The following is a 24,708-nucleotide window of genomic DNA, read 5'->3' as shown; positions in this document are numbered from 1 at the left end:
ATATTTATGCCCTATACCTATGATCGATGACTAGGTTAGAGTAGACCACCATCTAAAGTAAGAATCTGTCCGGTCATATAGCTTGCAGCATTGCTTACTAGGTAGAGACAAGTTTGGGCAACTTCATCAGCTTGCCCTGTACGACAAAGGGGTACTTCATCGATAAAGGCATTGCGATCATCTTCTGTAAAGTGAGCATTCATCTCGGTATCAATCCAGCCACAAGCAATGGCATTGACACGAATGTTAGAAGGCCCTAATTCTTTAGCCAGTGCCTTTGTAAAACCATTAAGGGCACTTTTACTTGTACTGTAAGCTACTTCACAAGAAGCGCCAACATTACCCCAGATAGAAGAAATATTAATGATGCAGCCTTTATGACTTGCAATCATATGAGGCGTAGCTAGGTGGCAGCAGTTATAGGCTGAGTTTAAATTAGTCGTTATGACTTTTTGCCATAGATCAGGTGGTGTATCTGTAAAGAGTCCTACGTGACTGATACCTGCATTGTTAATAAGAATAGTTGGATAGCTTCTAAATACTTCATGGCAGTGGGCAAAAAGTTCTTCGGCAACTTGATAGTTAGAAATATCCCCTAAAAATGAAGTGACATTGTAGCCAGAAGAGGCTAACTCAGTATGGGTATCTATGAGGGCTTGCTGGTTAGAAGCACCGTTAAGTACAACTCGAGCACCGAGCTGAGCAAAATGGGTTGCTATGGCACGTCCAATACCACGGGATGAGCCTGTTACAAGAACAACTTCCTCTTTGTAGTTAGGTAGACTACAAGGACTTTGAATTTGATTAGATTCCATGGCTATTTATTCTCCTTTTAGGAAAGCAATTTCTTCCTTATATAAGTTGGTTTTCTTATCAAGCCAAGGTGTTTCTAAGATAAATGGTCTACCTTGTACTTTAGGATGATGCACAATACGATAGAGGGCGTCACGACCAATTTGATCTTTTCCTTTAGGGTTTTCTTCTGTAGCGCCTAAGTTAGCATGACGGTCTTTACGTGCACCACGTATATTGAGTGAACCATTAATATGGAATACTTTGAGTTTATCCAGCCCGATAATACGGTCAAATTCTTCAATGACATGATCAAAGTTTTCAATAATATCATAGCCGCTATCATGAAGGTGGCAAGTATCCACACAGACACCAACTTTATCAGAGTATTTCACACCATCTATGATCGCTTTAAGTTCTTCGAAGCAACGACCGATTTCACTCCCTTTACCAGCCATTGTTTCAAGGCAGATACAAGGTTTAGTATCTTCTGTAAGGACTTCATTTAATCCGGCAATAATACGTTCTGTGCCGTATTCTAGTGTTTCAGTAGTGAAAGAGCCTGGATGAAGGACTAAATAATCTGAGCCTAGAGCCGTTGTACGCTCGATTTCTAAAGCTAAGAACTCTTTAGCAAGTTGATACGTATCTTCTTTACAAGAGGCTAAATTAATAATATATGGTGCATGGATGACGATATCTGAAAGTCCATAAGCCTCCATAAAGGCTTTTCCTTCTTTAATTTTTAACTTTTCTAGTGGGGAACGCTTTGTATTTTGAGGTGCACCAGTATAAATCATAAAAGTATTTGCACCGTAGGAATATGCTTCTTTTGCTGCACCTAAAAGGCCACCAGACATAGAAACATGAGAACCGATTTTTAACATAATAATCTCCTTTTTTCTAATCTAGTTTAAAATACACCAAATATTTACAATTGAGTATAACTATAGTATACTAATTATTAACATTTAAAGGTTCTAAAATACAAATTTTATTAAATTCGATCTGAACTTTAGAACTCTGTTTATAGTAGCATATAATAAGGAGAATTATAAGGGCATATTATGATTTTAAATCCTAGGGGGAAGTTATATGAAACAAGAGTATGAGGAAAAAGAGGACGAGCTAGAAGCAAACTTTAAAGAACAACTGACCAAAGAAAAAGTAATCAAAGAGGAAGTATTAAAAGACGGATTGCTCAAAGAACAAGTAGAAAGTAGTGTAGAGGTTCACCAAGACTTGGCAGAAAACAAACAGGCTAGCCAAGGAATATTAGAAAATCAGAAGGTGAATCAAGGGGGATTAGAAGAGAAGCAGGCTAGTCTGAAGAGATTAGAAGGCGAGGACACTAATCAAACAGTATTAAAAAATGAAAAAGTTAATCAAAGGTTATTAAAGGAAGAAAAGAGAAGTAGGCATAAAGGTAAAAGAAGTATCACTATGAAGGTACTTTTGTGTACGCTTATTGTTATTTTCCTTTCAGTAGGTTTAATAACAGGAGCAGGTATAGTGGGTTATAATAGCTTGGTATATGATGATGTAGAGATAGTAAAAGTAGAAAGCAGACAAGAGGACTCTAGTGAAGATGCATTAATAAATGAAGACAAGCAAGTAGGTCAAAATGGGACAAGTGTAACCATGCCTTTAAAAGAAGAGAAAAAGCTAGATAAGACAGTTGCAATCTTTGGGACAGACGCCTCAGGTCGATTGACAGATGTAATCTTTTTAGCTCACGTTGATAGCAAGACGAAAGAAGTAAGTTTGATAGCTATACCAAGAGATACAAAGGTAGATTGGACGAAGGAGCAAATGAGTATTTTGCCTGAAAGACATAAGTGGGTGCGTTTTAGTAAAATTAATGAGATGACTAGCTGGGGTGGGATAGAGAATATTAGAGAGCTTACAATTACCACATTAGAATCCATGCTAGGTGTTCCTATTGATAATTATGTGATTGTCAATTTGGATGCATTTAGACAAATTGTAGATGCAATAGATGGTGTGGAAATAGATGTACAACACTATATGGAGATGCGTGATCATAGCCAAGGGTTATCTATTAGCCTAACACCAGGTGTTCAAGTCTTAGATGGAAATAAAGCAGAACAATTTGTAAGGTTTAGAGGCTATCCCAATGGGGATTTAGGAAGAATAGAAGCACAGCAGAAGTTTTTAGAAGCTTTTGCTAAGAAGGTCCTTTCTTTTGAAACTTTAACAAAACTGCCACAACTTGTAGATATTGGTTTTGCTTCAGTTAAAACAGATATAAGTTTAATGGAACTTACGACCTACGTACCGTATGTGAAAGCCTTTAATATGGAGAACCTATCGTTCTATGTATTGCCAGGTGAGGCACGCTATGAGAATAATATTTCTTATTATTTTGCTAACCATGAAAAAGCCTTAGAGATGATTGATCAGATTTTTTATAAAAATATAGAGTAAAAGATAAAGGGATGTCAAATTTTTGATATCTCTTTTTTGTATTTTGTTCATAAATTGAGTTTATAATAAACAAAGATACAATTTCATTTTGTCAAAAATTGTGATATTATAATGCGTGATGTATAATATACATTAGATATGGTATAAAATGGATACATATTTAGCGAATAGACGTCATATAGGGAGTGAAATGGATGAGTACGAAGCGTACTAAGAAGAAAATGAATAAAAAGAAGAAGCTAATGAGAACGTTTTTGTTCTCCATGATGTGGACAGTATTGGTATGTGTAGTAGGTGCTACAACAGTAGTAGGATGCTATAACTATTTCTTTAAACATGATGGTGGTGAGAACAGCGCTCAAGCCGGTAGCAACAAGCCAAACAAAAAAGATGAAAAAGCACCAGACATTTATAAAAATGTAGCGGTATTTGGTGTCGATAAAGATGGTTATCGAACAGATGTTATTTTTGTAGTAAACTTTAATAGTGTAACAAACAAAGTTAAAGTCATCTCTTTACCTCGTGATACAAAAGTTAAATGGAGTGAAGAACAAAAACAAAGCTTACGTGATCTTGGTAAACGTACAGTATCTGTATCTAAGCTGAATGAAATGACAGCTTATGGTGGGATTGAGAATATTCGTTTGTTTACCATTAATGAAATTGAGAACATGTTAGGTATTACAGTGGATAACTATGTAATTGTTAATATCGATGCTTTTAATCAAATTGTAGATGCTATAGGCGGTGTTGATTTATATGTTCCACAAAATATGAAACATACAGATTACGCAGGGGATTTATTCATTGACCTTAAAGAAGGTTATCAACATTTAGATGGTGATAAAGCAGAACAATTTGTACGTTTTAGAAGCTATCCAAATGGTGACGTAGATCGTATTGCAGCACAACAAGTCTTTTTAGATGCTTTTGCTGATAAGGTACTTAGTCCAAGTATCATTACTAAAATACCAAAAATCATGGGTATTTTATTTAGTTCAATTAAAACAGATGCAGAGCTTGGTGACCTTACAGGATATTATCAATATGTAAATAGTTTTAATAAAGAAAACTTAACGTTCTATACACTTCCAGGAGAAGGGCGTTATGAAGGTGGTGCATCATATTTCTTCCCAGATCATGATGAACTTGATAAAGTGGTACAAGAAGTATTCTATGATAAAGTACCAGCTGGTGAAGAACCAGAAGAAGCAGAAGTTATAGTAGATAAAACCGTATCTGTTGTCATATTAAATGGAAGCGGTATTACAGGTGCAGCAGCAACTGCTAGTGAGAAGTTGACAGCAGAAGGTTACGCTGTACAAGAAGTTGGAAACTATACACGTTCAGATGTAACAGCAACCATGATTATTGCTAAAGATGCAAAAAAAGCTGAACAGTTTAAAGCCTATTATCCAAACGCACAAATAACAACAAATGACACATTAACAACTGACATTCAAATTGTACTTGGAGCAGATATTCAATAAATAAAAAATAGAGACCATAAATGGGCTAGAGGAGGGGAACTAGATGAAAGCGAAAAAACTTTGGATCACTTTTGTCGTAAGCAGTGTAATCGCAAGTAGTTTTAACTATTCTTATGCAGCAGTATTACATGAGATTAATCAAACACAACAAGTAACAAATGGGGCGACCCATATATCCAAAGAAATCCTGACGAGTGAAGGATGGCAAGATTTAAATATATTACGTATTGACCTTAGTAACCCGAATGTAGAATTAAAACCTATAACAACTCAAGTATTAGGGGAACGCGATAATATATTAAATATGGCAACACAGCATGGTGCAGTAGCAGCAGTCAATGCAGACTACTTTGATATGAGTTCTAAGACCCCAGCTTTTGGGCCGGTTGTTAGTGATGGGACAATCGATCAAGCTTATAATAATGATTACAATACATTAGGGCCAGCTAAGTATATGGGTACACTTTTAGTAGGTGAAGATGGCACAGCTTCTATGGATTACTATAGTGTGAAAATGTGGGTAGAAATTGATGGTCAAAAAGCATTTGATTTATCGAGTTACAACAGAATACCAAGCAGTGTACGCATACCATTTATTATTGACCGCAGTTATTATACAAATAATCAAGCGCTCATTACGAAATATCAAAGTTCTGTAGGGCTTTACACCATTTTAGTAGAAGATGATGAAGTCACTTATGTTTCTAGCCTAAATGAGGTTGTAGAAGTACCAAAGAATGGCTATGCAATTATGGTAAGTGGAGACAAGTTTAGTACATATGGGCCTTATTTAACAGAAGGTGCAGAAATTAATATCGCTCAAGTTGTTAGCTTAAATAATGCAGTGGTCGAACAAATTGAAAACTTACAAATGGCTGTTGGTGGTGGTGGGCTTATCCTGAAAAATGGTGCAGCTTACCAAGGAGAAGCACATAAGGTTTCAGCAAGTAGCAAGGAACCACGTACAATCGTAGCCAATACATATAAAGAAAATGAAATTTTATTGATTACAATAGATGGACGCTTATCCAATACATTAGGAGCAACCCATCAAGATATGATTACAATTCTTCAGAATTTAGGTGCAAAAGATGCCATGTACTTAGATGGTGGTGGTTCAACCACTTTAGTTGCACGTAATGAAGGGGAAACAACTTTAACCATTCAAAACAGACCATCAGGCACTGTACAAAGAAATGTAGCCAATGGAATTGGTGTCTTTACTACAAATGCTACAGGTGAAGTTGCCAACTTAACGCTAGAACCTTCTAGTGAAAGAACTTTTGTAGGAGAGTCCATTACCTTTAACTTAAAAGCAACAGACAAAAATGGCAATCCAGTGCAATTGAATCAAAAAGAAGTAAGTTTATCTATTGCTGGTGTAACAGGCGACTTTAGTGGCTTTAAGTTCTCACCAAAGACAACAGGAAATGGACTTGTGGTTGCAACAGTAGGTGATGTGAGTGCAACAGCAGAAATTAAAGTGACTCAACCAAAAGGATTAATGATTGAGCCAGCAACACTTCAGTTAGATGAAAATGCAACCAAACAAGTACAAGTTTATGGTGTAGACAGTGAAGGCTATAAAATCCCAATCACAACAGGACAAATAACTTGGAAGAGTAAAAATAGCAAAGTATCTGCAGCAGGTACAACGATTGCAGCTACCAATAAAGCCATTGATCAATTAGAAGCAAGTTACCAAGGGGCAACTGGTAAAGTGAACGTGGTTGTAGGACCATCTGTTGTGGCACTCGAATCTTTTGAAGAAAGTCTAGGAAAATGGGCAGCAGGTGGCAGTACAGTAGAAGGTAAAGTAGAAGCTTCAAAAGAAGTGAAGTATCATGGGAATCAATCCATTAAAATGACATACACCTTTAATAAAGATAGTAATAAGCAAGTGGCTTATACAGTCTTTGATAAGCCTATTGTACTTACAGAAGATGCAAAAAGCTTAAACATGTGGATCTTGGCTAATGGGCAAGGAGATACATTAAAAGTTCAAGTAGAAGATGCTAAAGGCAAAGTACATTATTTAACCCTTGCAGATAGTTTAAATCATACAGGTTGGAAGTATATGAGTGCAGCTTTACCAAATGATATAGCTATGCCAGCAAAAGCAACTAAGCTTTATGTGTATAGTGCTAATGGTTCTAAAGAAAAGCGCACAAGTGCGATTTATATGGATCATGTTTCTATGACCCGTGGGGATAGAAATGCTGAAAATAGTTCTGCAAGATCAGATTATCAATTTGATTCACATTACAAACCAACCCTTCAAGCAGCTACAGGAAACCAATACAGTGTAAAGGTATTAGGACCTACATCTATTTCAGGTATGGTACATAGTGATGAAACTCTTGCGAAGATGTCTAAGAAGGTAAATACAGGTGCATCAATGATTGTTCAAGCATCTAAAAATAATTTACCTTTAAGCTTAAGTCCTAAAGTAGCAACCTATAACAATACTTTTGGTCAAGCTACACAAGGTGCATTAGATGTAATCTTTGTAGGGACAGATAATGGTGGTATCCGTGAAACAAATGGCTCACAATGGGCACAACTGAAACAGTCTTTACAGGCAAGTACAGGCAAACATATTGTACTCGTAATGAGTAAGAATCCTACCACTCAATTTAGTGATGCACGTGAAGGTAAAGCATTACATGACTATTTAGCTGAGTATAAAAAGACAACAGGTAAAAATGTTTTTGTAGTGACAACTGGAAGTACTTCAAAAGAGGTACGAATTGAAGATGGTATTAGATACATAAGGTTAAATGGTTTAGCAACTTCAACAGGTCAAGTTGGAGAAGGTGAATACCTACTCTTCAAAGTCGTAGGAGACGATATTTATTATACATTTGAATCGATGTTATAAGATTGTAACCGGGAACCAATAAGGTTACCCGGTTATCTTTTCTTATATTGTAGGAAAAAATATGGCAGTTGCCATTTTTTATAAGGAGGCTTATATGACAAAAAGAATGAAATTATTGATGCTCACATTAGGGGTACTAGCAGTAGGCACAAGTGCATATGCTGCAAAAGGGGATGCAGGTAGTTCAAATGACCCACTTGTAACAAAAAGCTATGTAGATAGTCAAATAGCATCTGTTTCAGGTGGTGGCTCTACTGCTAAACTTGAAAGTAAATTAGCAGCACAAGAAGAGATGATTTCCGTATTAACACAAGAAATCAACGCACTTAAACAACAAAGTAGTAGTAGCTATACCGTTGTAACAGTACCACAAGGGAGCAGTATTGTAGGTGCACAAGGAACAGAGATTATTGTACGTTCAGGAAATGGCTTAGTTCTTGCAAGTCAAGGTGGTGGCCTACAAGATATGACAGAAGGTACAGATTTATTAGCAGGAAGTGAAGTACCAAAATATCATTTAGTGATTGTACCACGTGAAGATGGTCGAGGAATTTTGGCAACAAAAGATTTAATAGTAATGGTTAGAGGTGGGTATAATATCCAATAATAATGATGGATAGATTACGGAGGACGAGATGAAAAAACAAAGTAAGATAATTATAAGCGTATTGATTGTCATATCTCTATGTGTTTGCGGATTTATAGGGGCGAGACGTATTAATGTAGAACAAAATTATAGAGATATTCAAGTAGCAATCCGCTATAGTGATGTGCTTAACATTGCAAGACAAACCAATGAACCAATAGATGTAGTACTTAAGCATTTTAATGACCTAGGAGCGAATGCACTCTTTGTAAGAGAAAATACAGTGCTACCGATATCAAGTGCTGATTATGTCAATTTTAAAGACCAAGGTAAAGCTACGGTTTATGAAGGTTATGAGTTAGAAAAAGATTATCCTGAAAGCAATAATATTAGAAGAAGTAATCTTTATATAGAAGCTTATGATGAAGAAACATTTAATCTCATTTATAATAACTTAACTTTAAAAGGTATTAGTGCTTATAAAACACTTATTGAAGGTGAAGATTATATAGAAGTAACAGTACCTACTAGTATTTTAACCACACTTGGTGTCGGTTATAACTATGAACACTTACAAGTAGCAGCAGATTTAGGTTATGTGATTTTACCACAGGTTAAGTCTTGGGATCATGTATCAGATGAGTCTATTGAAGCCTTTGTACAACAAATCGAAGCCATTCCTAATTTAGGTACAATTTACTTTGCAGACAGCGCTATCGTAGAACCTAAAAATCCTATGATCGTAGAAATGATTGAAGAACACGGATTAGGATTTGTAGAATTTTTCTCAGAAAAACAAAAAGGCTTTGAAACTTTAGCAAAGACTTCAAGTCAAAAAGGTATAGCTTTTAATGTAGAACGTCTACACACAGTAACAGATGCACAAGTTAAACAGTATACAACAGATGGACTTATGGATCGTTATATGCTTGCTTTAACAGAACGTAACTTACGTACTTTCTTATTTAAAATGCCAAATACTTTAGATATTGAAAAAGATGCAAACTTCTTAGGAACCAATATTTCTACATTTACTGAATTAGCAGAAACAAAAGGCTATACAGTAGTAAACGAAATCAAACCATATAACTTACCAATGGGGAGTTATGTATTAAGTCTTTTAGCTGGACTTGGTGCGATTTTAGTCTTTGTACTTTTATTAGATTATTTAAAACTTACAAAAGTAGGCTATATCTTAGGGGCACTTGGACTTATTGGATATGCTGGACTTTTAAAAGTTTCTCCAGATATGGGGATCAAATTAATGGCTTTATTTGGAGCAGTGATTTATCCTACTTACGGTGTAACCATTGTATTAGATGATAAAGAAAGAAATATTAAAGAGACTATTTTAGCTTTTATTAAATGTAGTGTGATTTCATTTGGTGGTGCCTTAACGATTATTGGGGTATTATCTCGTACAAGTTTTGGACTTGGAATTAATGTTTTTGCGGGTGTAAAAGCAGCTATGCTTCTACCTATCGTGCTTGTACTTCTTATTGCTTACTATGAACGTCATGGATTAAGTTATCAATATTATAAAGACTTATTAAGTAATAAAGTTACTTATTTAGCATTAGGGATTATGGCAGTAGGTGCAGTGGTATTACTTGTTTATACTTCACGTACAGGGAATACAGGAAGTATTTCACCTTTAGAACTTACATTTAGACAATTCTTAGATACAACACTTGGGGTAAGACCAAGAACAAAAGAATTCTTAATTGGTCATCCATTAATGCTGGTACTTCTTTACTATGGTTATAAAGATAAGTACATCCCACTTCTTGTATTAGGAGCTATTGGACAGATTTCATTAGTTAATACGTATGCACATATTCATACACCGGTTTTAATCTCTCTTATTAGAATGGGTTATGGCCTCATCTTTGGTATTGTTATAGGCTTAATCTTTATCGGTGTAACCAAATTAGTAGGTAAGGTGATTAATAAATGGGTACTAAAAAATCAATAGTATTATCAGGTTATTATGGATTTAACAATATAGGTGATGAAGCTGTACTTTCTTCTATTATTACAGCACTACGTAAACAAATACCAGATGTAGAAATAACAGTGTTATCGAATTCACCAAGTCAAACAAAGGCACTTTATGGGGTAGAAGCCATTAATAGATGGGGAATTAAAGACATTATTGCTGCCATTAAGAAAAGTGATGTGGTCATTAGTGGTGGGGGAAGCTTACTACAAGATGTTACAAGTAGTAAGGTTATTCCATATTATTTAGGTGTTGTTAAAATTGCTCAGTTTTACAAAAAGCCTGTTGTGTTCTATTCACAAGGTGTAGGCCCAGTAGCCAAAGGCTTTGGCAAGCTCTTGGTGAAGCAGATTTGTAACAGGGTAACTCATATCTTTGTAAGAGAAGTAGGATCTAAACAACTTTTAGAAAGCTTAGGTGTGAATAAAGCACCGATTACTGTAGCCATTGACCCTGTTTTAGGTATTGAACCTAAACAGGCATTGGTAAGTGATATCCAAGCAAGTTTACCAGAAGGTAAAAAAGTAGGTCTTTATATTAGACCATGGAAAAATGATGAAGAAATGATTGAAAAAGTAGCACGCATTGCAAGCTACATTGAATCAAAAGGCTATGCCCTTTATTTCATTCCTATGTATCATAAGGAAGACTTAAGTATTGCCCAGGAGATCGCAAATCGTGTAAAAGGCGATGTACATGTGATTGAACAAGAAATGACTATAGATGAAGTAGTCGCTTATACTGTGCAATTTGATTTCATTCTAGGCATGCGTTTACACAGCTTAATTATGGCACATGCAGTAGAAGTACCTATGATTGGTTTATCTTATGATCCAAAAGTAGAAGGTTTCTTAAATGAGGTTGGTGCACCATACTGTATGCCTGTTGCTTCAATTAATGAAGAGAAGATGAAAGTCTATATAGATGAACTCATTGAACAATTAGAGACAGAGAGAGAACGCATTCATCTTGTAAACCAAGAGAAAAAACAAAAAGTGGAATTGCCAGCAGTCAAGGTACGTGAGCTGCTAGGTTAGGAGGCAAATATGAGAGATACTATTAATGTATTAGACATACCAGTAGATCGTATTACAATGGAAGATGCAACAAGACGAATTAGTGAATTTGTGAATTCTTCTAATTACCATATGGTCTTTACACCAAATCCAGAAATTGTTATGTTAGCACGTGATAATGCAGATTTTAAAGCAGTTATGCAACGTGCAGATCTTATTGTTCCTGATGGTATTGGTGTGGTACTTGCCTCTAAAATATTACAAGATGCATTACCAGAGCGTGTAGCAGGTTATGATTTAGTACAAAATACAATGAAACAAGCAGCAGATAAGGGATACCGTTATTACTTCCTAGGGAGTAAGCCAGGGATAGCAGAGCAAGCTGCCCAGAAAATGCGTGCAAAGTACCCAGGGATTCAAATTGTAGGTATTCGTGATGGTTATTTTAAAGAAGAAGATGAACCAGCTATTATAGAAGACATTAATAATAGTAATGCAAATATCCTATTGGCTGCACTAGGTGCACCAAAGCAGGAACTTTGGATTGATAAATATAGAGAACAATTACCTAATATACGTGTAGCTATTGGAGTAGGTGGAAGCTTTGATGGTATGGCAGAGGTTGTAAAACGTGCACCAGAGTTTTATCAAAAAGTAGGGTTAGAGTGGTTCTATCGCTTGATGTGTCAGCCAACACGTGCAAAGCGTATGTTGGTACTACCAAAATTCGTAATAGAAGTAGTTAAAGAAAAGTTCCACAAAAAATGACACGAATAATAGGCTATTTAACAACTTTCAGTAGCAGGTTGGTTATATAGTACAGTTTATGGATAAAAAGAGATTAGTTTGTTAACCCTTATTCCACAAAATGCAAATTTTTTTTAGGACTATTAACTAAAATAAATTTAGGCTTTTTATCAAAATAGCGAATAGCTTAGTTAATGGAAATATAGTATATTTATATTATCAAATTAAGCAGTGTGTTTTACAACACGTAAGAGCAATGGATTAAAATAAAGCCAAGGGGGAAAAATCATGGCAGAATTAAAATTAAATAATATTTACAAACGTTATCCTAATGGATTCGTAGCGGTAAAAGACTTCAACCTTCACATTCAAGATAAAGAATTCATTATCTTCGTAGGTCCATCAGGATGTGGTAAATCTACTACATTACGTATGATCGCAGGTCTTGAAGAAATTTCTTCAGGTGAACTTTGGATCGGGGACAAACTTTGTAACGATGTAGCTCCTAAAGACCGTGATATCGCGATGGTATTCCAAAACTACGCTTTATATCCACATATGTCAGTATATGATAATATGGCATTTGGTCTTAAACTTCGTAAAACTCCAAAAGACGAAATCGAACGTCGTGTTATGGAAGCAGCTAAAATCCTTGATATTGATCAATGTTTAGATCGTAAACCAAAAGCATTATCAGGTGGTCAAAGACAACGTGTTGCTATGGGTCGTGCTATCGTTCGTGAACCAAAAGTATTCTTAATGGATGAACCTTTATCAAACCTTGATGCTAAACTTCGTGTACAAATGAGAACAGAAATCTCTAAATTACACCAAAGACTTCAAACAACATTCATCTACGTAACACATGACCAGGTAGAAGCGATGACACTTGGTACACGTATCGTAGTATTAAAAGATGGTATCATCCAACAAGTTGATTCACCAACTAAATTATACGCAAATCCAGAAAACTTATTCGTTGCTGGTTTCATCGGTTCACCACAAATGAACTTCATCGAAACTAAAGTAGTAGCTCGTGGAGAAGACATCGTTCTTACATTCAGCAACTCAGAAGTTGTATTACCTAAAGAAAAAGCAGCTGCATTAAAAGCTGGTAACTACGTAGGTAAAAACATCATGATGGGTATTCGTCCAGAACATATGGCTGATATGGACACAGTAGGTGACCATGAAAAAGCTAAATATGCTGTTGTAAGCGCTACAGTAGAAGTAACAGAAATGCTTGGTTCTGAAACTTACCTTTACATGGTATGTGAAGGCCACAACGTTACAGGTCGTGTACACCCAAGCTGTAAAGCTAAACCAGGTAGCACAATTGCAATCGGTATTGATACATCAAAAATCCATGCATTTGACCTTGAAACACAACTTACAATCACAAACTAATTTAAATATTGAAGCCTGCTCCATGGAGCAGGCTTTTATATTTTTCTTAAAAAATTAATTTTTATTAACAAATAAAAGGCTAACACTTTTTTTTTGTCTGTAAATAGGATAAAATAAGGTATAATGCGATAAAACTAATTTCAAATAAATAAAACTAGGGAGCTGATAAGAGTGATTTCAAACCAAATTTTACAAAACACAATAGACGGCCTAAAGAATATTACAAGACGTGATTTTAACATACTTGATGCAGAAGCAAAAATTGTTGCAACAACTATTGAAAATGCAGTAGGCGAATATGTACCAGAAGTAGAAGCGTTTATTAATTCTCATGCAGATAGTCAAGAGATGCAAGGCTTACATTACTTCAAAATTTATGATGAGTATTTAGTAGAATATGTACTTGCTGTAAGTGGTACAGATGATGAAGCTTACAAATTAGGAAAACTTGCTGCTTTCCAAATCAAAAGTTTACTTGTAGCTTACAAAGAAAGATTTGACAAAGATAACTTTATTAAAAACTTACTTTTAGATAACTTACTCTTAGTAGATATCTATAGTAGAGCAAAAAAATTACATGTAGAAAATACTGTTCCACGTGTGGTTATTTTAATTGAGTCAAATCAAAGCAAAGAAGCAAATATCTCAGAAATCTTAAGAAGTATCTTCCCAGATAAATCTAAAGACTTTGTTACAGCTGTAGATGAAAGAAGCGTTATTCTTGTTAAAGAGGTGGCTACAGGAGAAGAAACAGAAGTAGATAATTACTCTAAAATGATCTATGATACATTAAGCTCAGAAGCTATGAGTAATGTTCACATTGCTGTAGGTACAGTTGTATCTGACCTTAAAGATGTATCTAACTCTTACAAAGAAGCAAGTATGGCACTTGAAGTAGGTAAAATCTTCAACTGTGAAGATAATATTTCAACTTATTCAAAACTTGGTATCGGTCGTATTATTTATCAATTACCACTACCACTTTGCAAAATGTTCATCCAAGAAGTCTTAAAAGGTAAAAAAGTTGAAAACTTTGATGAAGAAACACTTATGACAGTAAACAAATTCTTTGAAAACAGCTTAAATGTATCTGAAACATCAAGACAACTTTACATCCACAGAAATACACTTGTTTACCGTTTAGATAAACTTCTTAAAATGACAGGCCTTGACCTTAGAAAATTCGATGATGCCATCGTATTTAAAATTACAATCATGGTAAGTCAATATATGGAATATATGGAGAGACAAAATTCAGGCAAGCTATAAGATGGGGGTAAGAGCATGATTTACTTAAATAATGTGTCAAAGACCTATCCTAATGGCACAGTAGGTATTAAGCCTACCTCTCTTAGTATAGAAAAAGGGGAATTTGTCTTTATAACAGGGAATAGTGGTTCAGGAAAATCTACTTTATTAAAGCTTATGCTTAAAGAGGTTGAACCAACCCATGGCAAGATTAGTATTAATGGTAGGGAAATTACAAAACTCAAACGTAGACAAGTTCCTTATTTACGTAGAGATGTAGCTGTTGTATTTCAGGACTTTAGGTTGTTACCCAATAAGACTGTTTATGAAAATGTAGCATTTGCTATGCAAGTTGTACAAGCAAGTAGTAAAGAAATCAGAAGAGCAGTCCCAGTTGTACTGGGACTTGTTGGGCTTGCTAAAAAGGCAAGATGTTATCCACATGAACTTTCAGGTGGCGAGCAACAAAGAACGGCTATTGCACGTGCTATTGTTAATAATTCACCCATTTTGATTGCCGATGAGCCTACAGGAAACTTAGACCCATCTACATCTTGGGAGATTATGAACTTACTTCTTGATATCAATATGCGAGGGGTAACCGTTATTGTAGCAACTCATGAACGAGAGATGGTGAACCTTCTCAAAAAGCGTGAGATTGAAGTAAGTAATGGAATTATTGTAAAAGATACTTATGAAGGAGGGTACCATGATGAAGTGGAGTACCGTGAAGTATCTTTGTAAAGAAGGTATTCTAGGCTTATGGAAAAACCGTCTTATGGCACTTGCTTCGGCGGGGACTATTATCCTTTGCTTATTAATTTTAGGTATGTCGTATTCAATTGCTAAAAATATTGAGTCTGTATTACATCAAGTAGAAACACAAATTGGTATTTCAGCCTACTTAAGAGAAAATATTGAACCTACACGTATAACAGAAATTGAAAATAAGATTAAGAATACAGATTATGTTTTAGAAGTAGAGTACATCTCTAAAGAGGATGCCTTACAAAAATTTGCAAGTAGCCAAGAAGATGATACTTTATTTGAACAATTTAAAAATGACAACCCTCTTCCAGCTTCCTTCGAAATCAAAGTAGAGGCCATGCAGTATCAAGAAGAGGTTGTTAAGAAACTACAAAATATACCTGAATTACAAGTTGAATATTTCAAAAATGAAAGTATTATTTTTATGAGTATTAATCATTCAGTCCAATTAATCTCTAGTATTTTAATTGGATGTTTAATTGTGATTGCATTATTACTTATTACAAATACGATTAAACTTACGGTATATGTACGTCGTAAAGAAATCAATATTATGAAATATTTAGGCGCTACGGATACATTTATTCGTTTGCCATTTGTAATTGAGGGGATTTTAATTGGAATTATTGGCTGTATTGTTCCAACTTGGGTCATTAAAGAAGGTTATGTTGTATTTTTAGACTTAATTGGAGACGCATTAGGAAACTTTATGGGTGGTATGCAGTTAGTACCTATAGCAGAAATTATGCAAGGTCTTATACCTATGTTTGGATTAATAGGAATTGGTATTGGGGTATTAGGTAGTGCTATCGCAATACACAAACATCTTAAGGTGTAAGGAGATACAACAATGAAAAGAAGAGTTTTGTTAGTATGGGCACTTATTATAAGTATAGGTATTATACCACTATATGGATCAAGTTTATCCGATAAAAAAAGTGATTTGAAAGAAACACAGCAAAATATTCAAGATTCCAAAAATCAACTTTCTCAAGTAGAAAAAGAACAAACACAGCTTGAAAAAGAAGTGGATGCACTTGATAAAAAAATTGTGGCTGCTGAAGATAAGCTTTTAAAGATAGAAACTGACTTGGAAGCTAAAAAAAGTGAGGTAGAAGTTGCTAAAGAAGAATTAGAAGCCGCTATAGAGAAAAAAGAATATCAATATGAGGCGACTAAAGATCGAATGGTACAGATGTATAAGAATGAAAAATCAGGCTATATTGAACTGATTTTTTCATCAGGAAGCTTAGGTGAGCTTCTAGATCGTACGAAATACATAAAAGTTATATCTGAATATGATAATCAGCTATTAGATGAATATCAAAAGCAAGAAGAAGTCATAGCTGAGAAAAAAGCAACTTTAGAAGTTGAGCAAGTAGCAATAGAAGGATTACGTAGTAATCAAGAAGCTGTTATGAGTGAACTTGAAAGTATGCGAAAGGATAAAAATAAAAAGATTGCTGAAAAGAAATCTAAAGCCAGAACGTTAAGTGATGAGATTGATGAGATGGAAGAAATCTCAAAAGAATTAGAAAAAGAAATTAAACGCTTAACTGAGGCAAGTACAGTCAAATATTCAGGTGGAAAGTTTGAATGGCCAGTACCAGGATACTACCGCCTTAGCTCACAATATAATCCAAGAAATAACCCAATATCAGGGATAGCTGAATTCCATCAAGGGATTGATATACCAGCTCCATACGGAGAAAAAGTCATTGCAGCAGCTGATGGGAAAGTCATCGTATCCGGATGGGTAAGAGGATTTGGAAATACCATTATGATTGACCACGGAAGTGGGATTGTAAGTATTTATGGACATAACTCCTCACTAACAGTAAGTGTAGGAGAATATGTAAGCCGCGGTACACAAGTCGCGCGAATCGGAAGTACAGGGAACTCAACAGGTAATCACTGCCACTTCGAAGTTCGCGTCAACGGCCGCCACACCTCCCCATGGAATTATTTAAATAATTAGGGACGGTTCATTCAGATTCATAAAAGAAAGGGGGAACTAAATAATAGTTTCCCCTTTCTCTACAATTCTATGAATAGGGTATTATTAGAATAAAAATTTAAACATGGTTAATAGACCAACATGATATATACATTATGTTGGTCTATTATTTTTATATGGGAATTAAGAATTAATACTAATAAAATTCTCTATAATAGGCATATCATAAGTAAGGGACATACCCTTAGCAATAAGAGATGAAACTCTAGATCTAGAGATATTGCCAATAAATGCACAGATTTCGAGGTGAGACATATTACAAAATGCGTGTAGCATAAAACAGGTTAAAGCTCTAAGCGAGGTTGCAGATGAAGAATACTTGTAAAATATACATTGACTAGGCTGATTTAGTTGAGTAGAAACATATTGGAGAATCATTTCAGGGTCATGGATACGCGGAATGAATTTACTATTAGTAGGTTCAGAGGTATACAAAGGAAAGTCTGTATCTTTTATGATAGATGTATCTAAAGTTCGACTTATATAATGATAATATTGTTTTCTATTTGTACGATGGTTTAAAGCAAGTAAGGAGATCAGGAATGCGGAGTCTAAAATTTTAAAGCGATTGCAACCTTTTATATAATCTATTAAACTGTTATAAGGATAGTCTAAAAGGGTATCTTGTGATTTTAGAAGATCCTTAGGATTGGCATGGATATATGCGCAAACATTCACTAGATATTTATAAGAATTAACGATTTTACTTTTAAAGCGGTCTCTAAAAACAGGCCCACTTCTGCTATATTTATTGTTATAGTAGATAGAATAGCATAAATTAATGTAGTGCATTACCTTAGAAATATCACTCCCAAAGCTATCAATTACTAAATGAGCATGGGTGGTCATTAAGCAAAATGCATAAACTTTAAAATGAAATTTAGTTTTAGCTTTCTTTATAAGTGCGAGATACATCTCTTTATCTTCTGAATCATTGAAGAGGTTAATTTCAGATAAAGAATGAAGCATAATATGAAATACACTATCATTAGTTTTAATACGAGCTACTCTAGGCATTTTTAAATCCTTTCTTAAAATAGATGTTAATAGAGTATAGCCGGAAATAATAAGGTTCAATCATAGATAGATAAAATGAATGAACCGTCCCTAAAGGAGGCAGCGTAGTGAAGAGAAGATTTGTGGTTGGTATAGTAGCAGGTGTTTTAGTTGGAGTTGCGGGTGTTGGTACCTTGTATGGTATTGGACATTTAAACAGTGCTGCTGGAGAGAGTGGAAGTAGTAGTATTTTAAGCGGAAGCTTTTATAATAAGGCGAAGGCTAATGCGTTGAAGCAGGTCGTACAGGCTAAGTATATTGGTGAGGGCTTAGATGAGGATATGTTAGAGGGAATCTACAGGGGGTATGTATATGGTGTGGGTGATACATACACTTCTTATCTATCAGAAGAAGCTTTTAATAAGGAGCAAACGGAAGCCGCGGGTAACTATTTGGGTACGGGAATCCGCTTTACTTGGGGGATTACGAATCAGTACCTTATCGTAACGGAAGTTATTCCTAATTCTCCTGCTGAGCAAGCTGGTATTATAGTCGGTGATAAAATCTTTGCGGTAGATGGTATTAAGGCATTGGGTTCAAATGAAACTAAGATTTATGAAAAGTTAATTTATAATGGTACAGATCCTGTAGTTTATACCATCAAGAATAATGATGAAACGGAAACGAGAGAAGTGAGTCTTGTCGCAGATGTTGTAAAGATTAACTTAATAGAGAGTAAGTTACTAGATAATGGTGTAGGTTATGTGGATTTAGATGGTTTAGTTGATGGAAGTACAGAGCAAATAAGCGTGCAAATTGATGAACTTATTAATAAGGGTGCAACTTCTTTAATTTTAGATTTACGTAGTGTTTATAGTGACAATCTAGGAGAGGTTCAAAAGTTATGTGATTTATTTTTAGACGAGCAAGTTGTATTCTCTGTAAAACATAAAGATGGTACAGTCACACCCTATAAAACCCAAAATGGTAAATATGATTTACCTCTTGCAGTATTAACAGGAACTTATACAGAGGGTGTTCTTGAAGCCTTTCCAGCAGCTATACAAACTCTTGATAGAGGGGTATTAGTTGGTGAGGAGACAGCAGGTAATGGAACAACTCAAGTACGTGTACCATTAGAGGATGGATCAGGTTTAAGTATTACAACGGGTCTTGTCTTAGATGCAAAGGGAAATCAGATCAAAGATAATGGTGTAGCACCATCTGTGGTTCAAAAAACAATCACAGAGAATAGCTTAGAACTTGTAACAACAGGTACGCTTAAGTTAGAGAATGATGTTATCTTACAAAAGGCAATAGAAGTGTTAAAATAAGGATAAGAAATAGAAAATTGACGTAAGCTATGAATAATATAATTGAGGGATGTGATACAAAGTGAAACAAAAAGGTTTCCTAAAAGGCGCAACGATAGGCTTTGTATTATCAACAGTCATTTTATTTAGCGCAACATTATTTGCTGATAAATATGATTATATTGATAAGAAGTTAGAAGTTATTCAAAGAGCATTAGATGAGTATTATGTAGGCGAGTTAGATCAAACAGCCATGGAAGAGGGCATTTATAAGGGACTTGTATCAGCAGTGGGTGACCCTTATACAACCTATTATACTCAAGAAGAATTTGAAGAAGTAATGGAAAAATCAAGCGGGGTGTATGCAGGAATTGGGGTTCAAATGATGGTAGACCAAAATGATAATAGTATTTTGGTGACAGATGTATTCCCGAGTTCTCCAGCCGAAAAAGCTGGTATGCTTATTAATGATAAGATTATTGGTGCAGAAGGGCAAAAGCTTACAGGCGACGACTTTAGTACAGCACCTAAGATTATTAAAGGTAAACCAGGTACAAAGGTTAAAGTAACAGTTTTTAGACCTTCTACCAATGAAACATTAGAATTAGAAATGAAGCGAGAAAATGTCATTTATCCTTCAGTTGAACATAAAATGTTACAAGAGGACATTAGCTATATCAAAGTGCGTGAGTTCGAAGAACTGACTTATAAACAATTCAAAGAAGCTTTAGACGCAAGTGAAAAAGCAAATGCAAAAGGCTTAATCATTGACCTTAGAAACAACTCAGGTGGGCTCTTAGACATTACAGTAAAGATGGCTGACGAACTGATTCCAGAAGGGATTATTGTTTCAACTAAAAACAAACAAGGTGAAGAGGACGTTATGCGTGCAGATGGTGAGTATATCGACTTACCAGTAGTTGTCCTTGTAAACGAAAAGAGTGCAAGTGCTTCAGAAGTATTATCTGGTGCACTAAAAGACCATAATCGTGCCGTATTAGTAGGTAAGAGAACTTACGGTAAAGGTATTGTTCAAACGATTATGCCACTTACAGATGGATCAGCGTTAAAAGTAACGACTTCCCAATACTTCACACCAAGTGGTGTATGTATTCAAGGAGAGGGAATTGAACCTGATTATGATGTAAGCTTAGCACCTGAACTTATGATAAAACCTGCTTTAGAATACGATGAAGATGCACAGCTTCAAAAAGCTGTAGAGGTATTAAAAGAGCAAATGAAATAAGTTAGGGGGCATCTATGAAAACTTTTGTACAGTATTTGATACTGTATATAGTAGAAAGTATGGGGCTCATTATACGTGACCCCATATTTTTTTTAATGGCGATATACAGTGTAATGGTGTACAAAAGACAAATAGAACAAGTACAAGGTCCACAAAAATTACCTGAGATGATTGCAAGAGCTTTACCTGATATGATACTAGGTATTCTATTAGGAATCACTACAAGCGGTATTTTAGCGTATCTAGGGATTAACTTTTATGTGAGTTTGAATATTTTAGTACTTATTCCAATTGCCATCTTACTTATGCTTATTCATCCGAAATGGGGCTGCTTCTCGTATGTAATCCCTGTAGCTTTTATGATAGAAGGATTGAGTAAGCTCTTTAACCATCCACTTTTTACGTTAGATTATGAAATGTTGATTTACCTAGTGGGGGTATTACATATTATTGAAGGATTGCTTGTACTTATATGTGGCTATAAGCATGCAAAACCAGCACCTTTTTATGAAGAACATAGGCTTACTTATCATCAAGTGTTACAACATATGTGGATGATACCTTTTATGGTGATCTCAACACCACAGGGCATTCCTATGCCACTGTATGCCGTACTTGCTTATGGGGATGAAGCAAGAGTAAGGTCACCCAAAGAACAATCTATGCTAACAGGTACACTTATTCTTGGATTTGGCGCATTGATTTTTCTTTTAGCACATGCCATGCATTTAGGGCATATACAAGCAGGTGGTCTGATATTGATTATGCCAGTTCTTCATGAATTGATTTTTATTGTTGAAATCTATATGAACAAAAAATAGGCTACCACATAAGGGTAGCCTATCTTTATTTAACGTGTTCATGATTTCTTAAGTGATCCATACAGTACTCATAATCGCCGTTACAAGTAGAGCAATATCTAAATTCCATATCAGGATCGTCTAATTCTGTTTTGCCACATGTATGACATTTGTGGAAAGCCACTTTAATTGGTGCACGCTTTTCATAATCCATTTCTCGTTTTGCGGCTTTAAATTGCTTTTGACCAGCATAGCCTTTTTGCTGTACTTTCTTACGTTTGAGTACAGGCATACCGAAGAAGATAAAATATCCAAGTAAAGAAGCAGCAATTAATGCAAAGTTAATAAGTCCACCACCTAGTAAGTCTACACCAATTAAAATGAAGTAGAAGACTAGTAAATATTTTGCTTTAAATGGAATCACAAAATATAAGTAGAATGTTGCTTCAGGCATAAGGGTTGCGTAAGCTAAGAAAAATGAAAGATTAATGTAATACACATCAGGTCTTCCACCAAAGATAAAGCCTACAAGGATACAAGCAATAACACTTGAGAAGTAGAAGAAGTTAAAAGCAAATGTACCCATAATGTGTTCTAATTGTTGTGAGATAGAATAGTAGATAAATACAAGCAATAAGAACATAAGAGGTGAAGTAGAGGTTGGAATAAAGATAAAGGTAAAGATTCTCCAGATTTGACCGGATAAAATGGCACCTCTATTAAATACTAATAAACTTTGAATCCAATAACTACCTGTTAAGTTCGTAAGTAAAAAGACAATTGCCTGTCCCATGAGGATATACATCATCAAATTAGGAATTGCAAATTTGCCAAACTTTTTTTCAAGTTTATATAACCATGGCATAATCAAAGAAGCCTCCTTAAAAATAATTGAAATACATACTGTGTACATATGGTATAATTATAGTATTAAAATATGATAGTAATATAAACAGATTTCTAAGAGTGATAGCATTTTATTTTTTATACTATCTACATTTTAGAAATCCTTATCTAGAGATACTACAACTGTCTATTGCATCTTATAGAAAATACTAAAGTACAGATAGGGGTCACTAGATAAATAAACTTGCTTCAAGTATAGCATAGGAAAAAATGAAGTAAAAGAGGCTAATTCATTAAGAAGGAGAAACTAGATGAGAAAGAGCAACAGAGAAAAGTTTAAAGAGATGAACACCAAGCAAAAAGTAGGGTATATTTGGGAGTATTATAGGTATGCTATTTTAGGAACCATAATTGGTATTTTTTTAGTCAGCCAAATTGTTACAACTATGCTCAAACCAAAAGATAATTTTGATGCTCATGTTGTTGTTACTTCTAAAATGGTTATTGATTCAGCAAAAATGGAAGAAGAAGAGCAGTTCTTTAAAGAAAACTTTAATACAGATTTATATTACTTACCAGCGGACTGGTCTCAAATGGATTCACAAATGGTTCTTAATGACCAACTTATGATGTTGAAAATACAAGTAAGAGAAGTAGATATCTTTGCTATGTCAGAAGACCGTTACTCTAAATATATGGAGATTGAAGGATTTGATCCTTTCTTAGCATTAGATGAAGTACCAGAAATGGCACCACTTCTTGAGCAATATAAAGATAGCTTATTAACAGCTACAAGTTTAGAAGATGGAAAAGAACATGTATATGGAATAAAGGTTGATAAACTAGAGCATCTTGAAGGAGGCATAACAGCAGAGCCACTTGTTATTTCTCTTATCTCAGTTCCAAAGAATATTAATAAGGCTGTAGAAATTATTGACTATCTCATTTAAAGGAGGAAGACATATGAAGAATGACCCAATTGAAACATTAGGCTTAGTAGGCGGTAACCTTTTAGCAGCTATGATTGCAGTAGAAGCCCAAAAAAGAGGCATTCAGACCGTTTTATTAGAGCCAGAAGTGGGAAATATCGCCAGTGAGGTATGTAATACACATATTACGGCACCTATTACAACTGCAAATATTAAACGATTAGCGCTTAAATCGGATGCCATCATTTTTTGTACATCAACAATACCCGTACTTAGCAAAGATATTTTAAAGACTTGCATAACCTATCCTAAAGGTGAAGGCATTGATTTTGTAGCCAACCGTGTACAACAACTTATTGCATGTGATCTTACAGAAGTGCCAGTACCCAACTACTATCACCAAAGCAATAAGCTTACATTCTTTAAACAAATTGCAGATGTAGAGATGCCATTTAGACTTTATCAGCTTTATCCAGATCGCTATGAAGTTATGGATATCTATACAAAAGATGATTTAGAAGAATTTATTTATGAACTAGATGATTCTGCAACAGAATGGCTTATTGAAGAGATTCATGAGTATGATCGTATTTTAAGTATTTCTGTACTAAAAGCAGGAGATAAAGTTTATACGTATCCAATTCAAGAAGAAATTTTAAATGATGAAGCGGTGAAATATATTTATATGCCAGCTTCTATTACTAAGACGATGCAAGGTAAGATTACTAAGTTAGCGAAGAAACTCTTAAAAGAAGTGGGTACAGAAGGTCTTTTCACTCTAAAATTTGGAATGAAAAAGAATAGACAAATAGAACTCATGAATGTAAATCCAGGTATTACAGTGGGAGATATTGCAACTAACCACTATACAGACTTTTCTATTTATGAGCAGTTCTTAAACTTAGTTGAAGGGCTACCAGTAAAAGATGGAGAGCTTGTAAAACCTAGTGTGACAACAGTCATTAAAGAAAGTGATGTTTCACACAGACCAGATTTCCCATACCATCGTTATACATTTGATCGTTATAATAAGTTACCTGTGAATATCTATATCAAAGAAAACATTACAGAAGCATAGAGAAAGTGATGTTTTCTAGATAGTGATTATAAGAAAAAGGGCTGCCTTGTGGCAATGTCATTAAGTGAAGACATTGCCACAAGGCAGCCCTTTTTTAGTAT

21 protein-coding genes are annotated in these 24,708 nt (G+C 34.9%); 17 read left to right on the top strand and 4 right to left on the bottom strand.

Annotated features, from left to right (window positions below):
• Positions 1–35: 35 nt before the first annotated feature.
• Positions 36–815, bottom strand: a complete 780-nt coding sequence (gene ymfI / locus PBV87_RS12225) for an elongation factor P 5-aminopentanone reductase (protein ID WP_271012485.1) — start codon at positions 813–815, stop codon at positions 36–38.
• Between the two features lie 6 nt (positions 816–821).
• Complete coding sequence (locus PBV87_RS12220) at positions 822–1,679, bottom strand: deoxyribonuclease IV (RefSeq protein WP_271012484.1); 858 nt, start codon at positions 1,677–1,679, stop codon at positions 822–824.
• Between the two features lie 208 nt (positions 1,680–1,887).
• Here PBV87_RS12220 and PBV87_RS12215 point away from each other — a divergent pair, with 208 nt between their 5' ends.
• From PBV87_RS12215 to PBV87_RS12160, 12 genes are all read left to right on the top strand, one after another.
• Positions 1,888–3,240, top strand: a complete 1,353-nt coding sequence (locus PBV87_RS12215; protein WP_271012483.1) for an LCP family protein — start codon at positions 1,888–1,890, stop codon at positions 3,238–3,240.
• Between the two features lie 194 nt (positions 3,241–3,434).
• On the top strand, positions 3,435–4,730 hold the full coding sequence (locus PBV87_RS12210; protein WP_053983271.1) for an LCP family protein: 1,296 nt from the start codon (positions 3,435–3,437) through the stop codon (positions 4,728–4,730).
• Positions 4,731–4,773: 43 nt separating this feature from the next.
• Positions 4,774–7,611, top strand: a complete 2,838-nt coding sequence (locus tag PBV87_RS12205) for a phosphodiester glycosidase family protein (protein ID WP_271012482.1) — start codon at positions 4,774–4,776, stop codon at positions 7,609–7,611.
• A gap of 94 nt (positions 7,612–7,705) precedes the next feature.
• Positions 7,706–8,218 carry a hypothetical protein gene (locus PBV87_RS12200; protein ID WP_053983273.1) on the top strand — a complete coding sequence of 171 codons (513 nt, stop codon included), beginning with the start codon at positions 7,706–7,708 and terminating at the stop codon, positions 8,216–8,218.
• A 28-nt stretch (positions 8,219–8,246) separates the two neighbouring features.
• Complete coding sequence (locus tag PBV87_RS12195) at positions 8,247–10,172, top strand: DUF5693 family protein (protein WP_271012481.1); 1,926 nt, start codon at positions 8,247–8,249, stop codon at positions 10,170–10,172.
• On the top strand, positions 10,151–11,233 hold the full coding sequence (gene csaB, locus PBV87_RS12190; RefSeq protein ID WP_271012480.1) for a polysaccharide pyruvyl transferase CsaB: 1,083 nt from the start codon (positions 10,151–10,153) through the stop codon (positions 11,231–11,233). Before PBV87_RS12195 ends, csaB begins: the two co-directional genes overlap by 22 nt.
• Before the next feature lie 9 nt (positions 11,234–11,242).
• Entirely contained in the window at positions 11,243–11,980 is a 738-nt protein-coding gene (locus PBV87_RS12185) for a WecB/TagA/CpsF family glycosyltransferase (RefSeq protein ID WP_053983276.1), read from the top strand.
• A 267-nt stretch (positions 11,981–12,247) separates the two neighbouring features.
• Complete coding sequence (locus PBV87_RS12180; protein ID WP_053983277.1) at positions 12,248–13,366, top strand: ABC transporter ATP-binding protein; 1,119 nt, start codon at positions 12,248–12,250, stop codon at positions 13,364–13,366.
• Between the two features lie 171 nt (positions 13,367–13,537).
• Positions 13,538–14,635 (top strand): PucR family transcriptional regulator, encoded by a 1,098-nt coding sequence (locus PBV87_RS12175; protein ID WP_053983278.1) that lies wholly within the window; start codon positions 13,538–13,540, stop codon positions 14,633–14,635.
• Between the two features lie 15 nt (positions 14,636–14,650).
• A complete protein-coding gene (gene ftsE / locus PBV87_RS12170) occupies positions 14,651–15,358 on the top strand; it encodes a cell division ATP-binding protein FtsE (RefSeq protein WP_271012479.1) in 708 nt (235 codons plus the stop codon).
• Positions 15,324–16,220 (top strand): permease-like cell division protein FtsX, encoded by an 897-nt coding sequence (gene ftsX, locus PBV87_RS12165; protein ID WP_198524852.1) that lies wholly within the window; start codon positions 15,324–15,326, stop codon positions 16,218–16,220. Before ftsE ends, ftsX begins: the two co-directional genes overlap by 35 nt.
• 12 nt (positions 16,221–16,232) lie before the next feature.
• A complete protein-coding gene (locus tag PBV87_RS12160) occupies positions 16,233–17,360 on the top strand; it encodes a murein hydrolase activator EnvC family protein (RefSeq protein WP_271012478.1) in 1,128 nt (375 codons plus the stop codon).
• Positions 17,361–17,522: 162 nt separating this feature from the next.
• Here the strand turns inward: PBV87_RS12160 and PBV87_RS12155 are convergent, their stop codons facing one another.
• Positions 17,523–18,416 (bottom strand): transposase, encoded by an 894-nt coding sequence (locus tag PBV87_RS12155; protein WP_271012477.1) that lies wholly within the window; start codon positions 18,414–18,416, stop codon positions 17,523–17,525.
• A gap of 107 nt (positions 18,417–18,523) precedes the next feature.
• Between PBV87_RS12155 and PBV87_RS12150 the strand changes: the two genes are divergently transcribed.
• The 3 genes from PBV87_RS12150 to PBV87_RS12140 all read left to right on the top strand — a co-directional run bounded on the left by PBV87_RS12150 (position 18,524) and on the right by PBV87_RS12140 (position 21,775).
• On the top strand, positions 18,524–19,729 hold the full coding sequence (locus tag PBV87_RS12150) for a S41 family peptidase (RefSeq protein WP_271012476.1): 1,206 nt from the start codon (positions 18,524–18,526) through the stop codon (positions 19,727–19,729).
• A gap of 61 nt (positions 19,730–19,790) precedes the next feature.
• Entirely contained in the window at positions 19,791–20,954 is a 1,164-nt protein-coding gene (locus PBV87_RS12145) for a S41 family peptidase (protein WP_053983284.1), read from the top strand.
• 14 nt (positions 20,955–20,968) lie between these two features.
• Entirely contained in the window at positions 20,969–21,775 is an 807-nt protein-coding gene (locus PBV87_RS12140; RefSeq protein ID WP_271012475.1) for a hypothetical protein, read from the top strand.
• A 25-nt stretch (positions 21,776–21,800) separates the two neighbouring features.
• Here PBV87_RS12140 and PBV87_RS12135 read toward each other — a convergent pair whose 3' ends face one another.
• The gene (locus PBV87_RS12135) at positions 21,801–22,619 is read right to left on the bottom strand and encodes a rhomboid family intramembrane serine protease (protein WP_271012474.1); all 819 of its coding nucleotides are present in this window, start codon (positions 22,617–22,619) and stop codon (positions 21,801–21,803) included.
• A gap of 292 nt (positions 22,620–22,911) precedes the next feature.
• Between PBV87_RS12135 and PBV87_RS12130 the strand changes: the two genes are divergently transcribed.
• Both PBV87_RS12130 and PBV87_RS12125 read left to right on the top strand, forming a co-directional pair.
• The gene (locus PBV87_RS12130) at positions 22,912–23,550 is read left to right on the top strand and encodes a hypothetical protein (protein ID WP_053983287.1); all 639 of its coding nucleotides are present in this window, start codon (positions 22,912–22,914) and stop codon (positions 23,548–23,550) included.
• 13 nt (positions 23,551–23,563) lie between these two features.
• On the top strand, positions 23,564–24,607 hold the full coding sequence (locus tag PBV87_RS12125) for an ATP-grasp domain-containing protein (RefSeq protein WP_271012473.1): 1,044 nt from the start codon (positions 23,564–23,566) through the stop codon (positions 24,605–24,607).
• Positions 24,608–24,708: the final 101 nt, after the last annotated feature.

The organism is Holtiella tumoricola, from assembly GCF_027857615.1.
GTDB lineage: Bacteria > Bacillota > Clostridia > Lachnospirales > Cellulosilyticaceae > Holtiella > Holtiella tumoricola.
This window is presented reverse-complemented; position numbering and strand designations above follow the sequence as displayed.

Coding starts and splice junctions, on each gene's coding strand:
- ymfI (WP_271012485.1), bottom strand. CDS start 815: ATGGAATCTAATCAAATTCAAAGTCCTTGTAGTCTACCTAACTACAAA.
- PBV87_RS12220 (WP_271012484.1), bottom strand. CDS start 1,679: ATGTTAAAAATCGGTTCTCATGTTTCTATGTCTGGTGGCCTTTTAGGT.
- PBV87_RS12215 (WP_271012483.1), top strand. CDS start 1,888: ATGAAACAAGAGTATGAGGAAAAAGAGGACGAGCTAGAAGCAAACTTT.
- PBV87_RS12210 (WP_053983271.1), top strand. CDS start 3,435: ATGAGTACGAAGCGTACTAAGAAGAAAATGAATAAAAAGAAGAAGCTA.
- PBV87_RS12205 (WP_271012482.1), top strand. CDS start 4,774: ATGAAAGCGAAAAAACTTTGGATCACTTTTGTCGTAAGCAGTGTAATC.
- PBV87_RS12200 (WP_053983273.1), top strand. CDS start 7,706: ATGACAAAAAGAATGAAATTATTGATGCTCACATTAGGGGTACTAGCA.
- PBV87_RS12195 (WP_271012481.1), top strand. CDS start 8,247: ATGAAAAAACAAAGTAAGATAATTATAAGCGTATTGATTGTCATATCT.
- csaB (WP_271012480.1), top strand. CDS start 10,151: ATGGGTACTAAAAAATCAATAGTATTATCAGGTTATTATGGATTTAAC.
- PBV87_RS12185 (WP_053983276.1), top strand. CDS start 11,243: ATGAGAGATACTATTAATGTATTAGACATACCAGTAGATCGTATTACA.
- PBV87_RS12180 (WP_053983277.1), top strand. CDS start 12,248: ATGGCAGAATTAAAATTAAATAATATTTACAAACGTTATCCTAATGGA.
- ftsE (WP_271012479.1), top strand. CDS start 14,651: ATGATTTACTTAAATAATGTGTCAAAGACCTATCCTAATGGCACAGTA.
- ftsX (WP_198524852.1), top strand. CDS start 15,324: ATGATGAAGTGGAGTACCGTGAAGTATCTTTGTAAAGAAGGTATTCTA.
- PBV87_RS12160 (WP_271012478.1), top strand. CDS start 16,233: ATGAAAAGAAGAGTTTTGTTAGTATGGGCACTTATTATAAGTATAGGT.
- PBV87_RS12155 (WP_271012477.1), bottom strand. CDS start 18,416: ATGCCTAGAGTAGCTCGTATTAAAACTAATGATAGTGTATTTCATATT.
- PBV87_RS12140 (WP_271012475.1), top strand. CDS start 20,969: ATGAAAACTTTTGTACAGTATTTGATACTGTATATAGTAGAAAGTATG.
- PBV87_RS12135 (WP_271012474.1), bottom strand. CDS start 22,619: ATGCCATGGTTATATAAACTTGAAAAAAAGTTTGGCAAATTTGCAATT.
- PBV87_RS12130 (WP_053983287.1), top strand. CDS start 22,912: ATGAGAAAGAGCAACAGAGAAAAGTTTAAAGAGATGAACACCAAGCAA.
- PBV87_RS12125 (WP_271012473.1), top strand. CDS start 23,564: ATGAAGAATGACCCAATTGAAACATTAGGCTTAGTAGGCGGTAACCTT.